The 2,657-nt window shown below is 72.6% G+C and carries 3 protein-coding genes; all 3 read left to right on the forward strand.

The features are described 5' to 3' along the window. Window positions 1–590: acyltransferase family protein (locus tag ACFFNX_RS47230; RefSeq protein WP_378212941.1), on the forward strand; the 590-nt coding region annotated here is incomplete at its 5' end. Window positions 591–599: 9 nt separating this feature from the next. Next, window positions 600–1,223: a TetR/AcrR family transcriptional regulator gene (locus ACFFNX_RS47235; protein WP_378212942.1), complete on the forward strand. Its 624-nt coding sequence runs from the start codon at window positions 600–602 to the stop codon at window positions 1,221–1,223. Between the two features lie 47 nt (window positions 1,224–1,270). After that, window positions 1,271–2,461 carry an acyltransferase family protein gene (locus ACFFNX_RS47240; protein ID WP_378212943.1) on the forward strand — a complete coding sequence of 397 codons (1,191 nt, stop codon included), beginning with the start codon at window positions 1,271–1,273 and terminating at the stop codon, window positions 2,459–2,461. Window positions 2,462–2,657 lie beyond the last annotated feature (196 nt).

The following is a 2,657-nucleotide window of genomic DNA, read 5'->3' on the forward strand; positions in this document are numbered from 1 at the left end:
CCCCGGCCCGGCCGGCGCCGCGCGTCGCGGGCGGGCTGCTCGGCGGCGTGCTGGCCCTCACCCTGGTCGGCGTGAACAGCAGGGTCGGCGCGTGGCAGGGCCTGACCATCCTCGCGGTGATGTTCACCGGCACCGTCCTCTACCGCGCCGAGCACGGCCAGATCCACCGGCGCACCGCCGCGGTGACGACCGCCCTCGTTCTGACGGGTGCCGTCGCCGCGGCGATGTGGCACGCCGACGCCGGCATGGCGCAGGCGGATGCGTTCGGCACCTACTGGACCTGGTCGATCCTGCTGGCGGCCGTGACCTTCGCGGCGGCATGGACGCTGCGGCACCGCCGCGTGCCCGGCGGGCTCGCCGGACTGGGCAAGATCAGCTTCTCCCTGTACCTCCTCCACCCCGTGCTGCTGATGATCTCCGACCAGCTCGGCTGCACGCCCGATCACGACGACGTCCCGCGTCTTCTCGTCTTCGTGCTCGTGCTCATCGGGGCCGGCACGCTGACCTACCGCTACGTCGAGGCGCCCTGCCAGCGCCTCGGACGCCGTCTCACCCGCCGCCCGCGCGAGTACGCCGCCCTCGCCCGATAACCTGCGGACATGCGGGCGCCGGCAAGAGCTGATCTGACGGGACGAGCGCGGCTGCGCCAGGCGGCGCTGGAGCTGTTCGCCGAGCACGGGTTCGAGGCGACCTCGACACGTGCGGTGGCGGCCGCCGCCGGTCTGTCGCCGGCGCTGGTGACGCGGCACTTCGGCTCCAAAGAGGGACTGAGAGCCGCGGTCGACGAGTACGTGCTCGACCGGATGACCGAGGCGCTGCGCGGGCTCGCGGCCGAGGGCGCGGAGAAGCGGGACCTGATGACCTCGCTGGGCGAGGTCTCCGCCCGGCTGTTCGGCTCGGACCCGGTGCTGCGCGGCTACCTGCGCCACGCCCTGCTGGAGGACGGCGGGACGGGCGCCGCCCTGTTCGGCCACCTCCTGCGCGGCGCCCGCAGGGAGCTGCGGCGCCTGTCGGAGCTGCACGGCGGACAGGCACCGCCGGATGACGCTTGGGCGCCGTTCCAGATCCTGTTCCTGATCCTGGGGCCGCTCCTGCTGGAGCCGGTGATGCAGCCGAACCTCGAAGAACCGCTGTTCGCGCCCGAGGTCCTCGCGCGGCGCAGCGCGGCCAACCAGCGGTTGCTGCTGCGCGGCCTCTACGGCTATCCGGAAGAGGAGACCTAGGGAAGGCCCCAGCGCGGAGGTGTACAAGTGTTTACTACAGTGAACGCATGTACACTTCGATCGAAGCGCCGCCCACGGTTCGCCCTCGTCTCGCCTGGCTGGACAATCTCCGCGTCGCACTGACCGTTCTCGTCGTCCTCCACCACGCCGCCCAGGCGTACGGCCCCGCCGACTGGTGGTACGTCCGGGGCCAGCCGCGTAACGGGGCGCTCGCGACGCTGTCCGCCCTGGACGGGGCGTTCTTCATGAGCCTGTTCTTCTTCGTGTCCGCGGTGTTCGTCCCGGGCTCCTACGACCGCCGCGGCGGGTGGGCCTTCTTCCGGGGGCGCCTGGTCCGGCTCGGCATTCCGCTGGTCATCGGCGCGCTGACGATCGTGCCGGGGCTGATGTACGCCTACTACCGGCACTATCGCGGCTATCCGCCGATCTCCTACCCGCGCTACTTCATCGACGTCTACCTCGGACTGGGCGGCCGGCCCGCGAACTGGAGCGGGCCGAGCTGGCCCGACCTGCAGTTCGCCCACCTGTGGTTCATCCAGAACCTGCTCGCCTACAGCCTCCTGTACCTGCTGTGCCGTCAGGCGGCCCGGCTGCTGTCGCGCGGTCGCGGCGGCGCCCGTCCGGCGCTTCCGGTCCCCGGCCATCGGGCGCTGATCCTGCTCACCCTGGCCGTCGCCGTGGCCACGTACGCCATCCGGCTGCGCTACCCCCTGGACACCTGGGTTCCCGTGCTCGGCTTCCTGCAGGTCGAGCCCGCCCGGGTGCCGCAGTACGCGACCTTCTTCATTCTCGGCGTGCTCGCCGGCCGCCAGGGACGACTCGAACGCCTTCCCGCCCGTACGGGCTGGATCTGGCTGGCCGGGGGCCTCGTCGGAGCCGCCCTGCTGTTCGCCGTCGGATCGGAAGCGCCGTGCTTCGGGGCGGGCGGCGCCACCTGGCCGGCCGCCCTGTGGGCGCTGGTGGACAGCGCACTGTGCGTGGCCCTGTGCGTCGGGCTGCTCACGCTGTTCCGCGAGACGCTGGGCGGCAGTGGCCCGATCCGCCGGGAACTGGCCGCCGGCTCGTACACCGTCTACATCGTTCACCTGCCCCTCGTGGTCGTCCTGCAGTACGCGCTGGCCGGCCGGGGCCTGCCCCCGCTCGCCGCCTGGGGCCTGGTGTCGGTGGCCGCGCTGGCGGTCGTGTTCCCGCTGGCCGCGGCGCTGCGCCGCCTCCCGGGCGCCCGCCGTGTGCTGTGAGAGGGGTGGCGGAACCCGTCCCCGTCGCCCCAAGAGCTCCTGGTCACGCGTTTATGCAGGTCAATAAGGGTGGCGTAACTCTGGCGTAATCTGCCGTGGCTAGCGTCGGGCCCATGGAGACGGGTCCCGCGGTGTCCTCCCGGCCCCGCGCCGAGCGAGCGCGGCGGGCCGCCGACGTGCTGCGGCAGCGCATGCC

The sequence above is a fragment of the Actinoallomurus acaciae genome, assembly GCF_042429965.1.
Taxonomy (GTDB): Bacteria; Actinomycetota; Actinomycetes; order Streptosporangiales; family Streptosporangiaceae; genus Actinoallomurus; species Actinoallomurus acaciae.

Coding starts and splice junctions, on each gene's coding strand:
- ACFFNX_RS47235 (WP_378212942.1), top strand. CDS start 600: ATGCGGGCGCCGGCAAGAGCTGATCTGACGGGACGAGCGCGGCTGCGC.
- ACFFNX_RS47240 (WP_378212943.1), top strand. CDS start 1,271: ATGTACACTTCGATCGAAGCGCCGCCCACGGTTCGCCCTCGTCTCGCC.